This is a genomic window from Planctomycetota bacterium, assembly GCA_016872555.1.
Lineage (GTDB): Bacteria > Planctomycetota > Planctomycetia > Pirellulales > UBA1268 > F1-20-MAGs016.
Window position 1 is genome coordinate 1 of sequence record VGZO01000134.1, and the last position, 2,087, is coordinate 2,087.

1 protein-coding gene is annotated in these 2,087 nt (G+C 73.4%); it reads right to left on the bottom strand.

Translation table 11 applies throughout. The annotated features are described in order from the left end of the window. Positions 1-171 precede the first annotated feature (171 nt). The gene (locus FJ309_17485) at positions 172-1,575 is read right to left on the bottom strand and encodes an SLC13/DASS family transporter (protein ID MBM3956366.1); all 1,404 of its coding nucleotides are present in this window, start codon (positions 1,573-1,575) and stop codon (positions 172-174) included. Between the last annotated feature and the right edge of the window lie 512 nt (positions 1,576-2,087).

A 2,087-nucleotide genomic window follows, 5' to 3' on the forward strand; every position in this document is an offset into this window, starting at 1 on the left:
AGTGGACAAACTGAGCCGGCCGTCCCGCGGCCGGATGGGGCCATGGAGGGCTTTGTCCACTGAAAGCTGGCTCGGCCGCAGGCTGCGGCCGCCGGCGACCCGGGAGACCCTTGGCGTCTCCCGCGGTCGCCCAAGTGGACAAAGGCCATGGAGGGCTTTGTCCACTGAAAGTCAGCGCGGTGGGCCGGCGAGTACCAGCGCCGCCGTCACGATCACCACGCCGACGACATCGAGGACCACGCCCGCCGCGAGCATCGAGCGGAGCGGCACGCGGCCGGTGCCGTAGACGATCGCGTTGCACGGGGTGCTCACCGGGAGCATGAAGCCGAGGCTGGCGGCGAACGTGGCCGCCAGCGCGGCGGCGAGCGGGTCGCCGCCGGCCGACCGCGCCAGCGTGATCGCCACCGGCACCACCATGTTGACCGCGGCGGTGTTGCTCGTGAATTCGCTGGTCACGACGGCGACCAGCGCCGCCGCGGCCACCAGCACCGCGCCGCCGGTGCCGGCCGGCAGCCAGCCGGTGAGGCCGCGGCCGATCGCGTCGGCCAGGCCGGTGGAGAACGACAGCTTCCCCAGCGCCATCCCGCCGCCATACAGGAGGATGATCCCCCAGTCGATCCGCGCCGCCTCCTCCCAGGTGAGGGCGCGCCGCCCGCGGCCACCCGGGAGGATGAACAGCGCCAGTGCTCCGATCAGGGCCGCGACTCCTTCCGGGCAGTGGGTCTCCAGCCACCGCGCGGCCGGAGCGCCACGGCCCAGCGCGAGTGACAGCGCACCCGGAACGACCCACAGGGCGACGGTCACCGCGAACGCCACGGCGGCCGACCGCTGACCGGTCGACCAGGGTCCGAGCGCCCGGCGCTCGGCGGCGACGAGCGTGGCGACCCCCGGCAGACGGTCGACGCCCGCGGGGAACAGCCAGGCGAGGACGAGGACGGCGCAGCACGTGAGCACCGCCGCCAGGGGGATTCCGCGGCTGCACCAGGCGGGAAACGACAGGTCGACCGCGAGCGTGTCGCGGATGAACGCCTGGCCGATGAGGTTGGGGGGGGTGCCGATCGGCGTCGCCAGGCCGCCGATCGATGCGGAGAAGGCGACGCACAGGAGCAGGCCGGTCGCGAACGCCGGTTCGAGGCGGGGGCCACCGCGATCGGCCTCACGGGCGGCGGCGTCCTCGATCGCCGTGAGCATCCCGCCGACGATCGCCACCATCATCGCCGTCGTCGCGGTGTTGGAGATGAAAGCGCTGACCAGCGCCGACACCAGCGCCACCGCGGCCAGCACGCGCCGCGGACGTTCCCCGACCCACGGCAGGCCGAGCACGCCGTAGGCGAGCCGGCGATCGAGGCCGTGGACGCGGATCGCCTCGGCGAGCATGAACGAGCCGATGAACAGGAACACCACCGGGTCGGCGAACGGCTGAAACACCTTCTCGGCCGGGGCGACACCCGCGACGACGCAGGCGACGGCACCGAGCAGCGCCGTGACCGGCAGCGGCAAGGCCTCGCTGATCCAGAGGACGACGACGGCGGCGAGAATCGCCGCGAGTGACCGTGCTTCGCCCGAAAGTGCCATGGCGGGAGTCTACCGGTCTGCGGTCTGGACACTGGCGTGGGAGGGTCGTTTACCGGTGTCCCCGGGCTGTTGACTGAAGGGCAGCCTCGGCTCGGGCTCTGCAGAGGGGGACGCGCCACGCTGCTCGCTGTCGTCTGGCACGGGCGAGAGGAGCCTCGGCTCGGGCTCTGCAGAGGGGGACGCGCCTCGCTGCTCGCTGTCGTCTGGCACGGGCGAGAGGAGCCTCGGCTCGGGCTCTGCAGAGGGGGACGCGCCTCGCTGCTCGCTGTCGTCTGGCACGGGCGAGAGGAGCCTCGGCTCGGGCTCTGCAGAGGGGGACGCCCCTCGCGCCTATGCCCTCGCATCGACCCGCAGCACGGGGCGACGGGCCGATGCGAGGGCGACGGCGGAGGGGCTTCGCGGGTCCCTGGGATGACGGGAAGGCGCAGGCGCGACGCGCCAGCGCACCGCCTGCCGGCATACGAGCGGTTTCCGCAGCTCGCGCGCCTGCCGAGCGCCCACGGTCGCCAGGA

What these genes read in the sequence shown, in the direction of transcription:
- FJ309_17485 (MBM3956366.1), bottom strand. Translation starts at nt 1,575, where the DNA reads ATGGCACTTTCGGGCGAAGCACGGTCACTCGCGGCGATTCTCGCCGCC.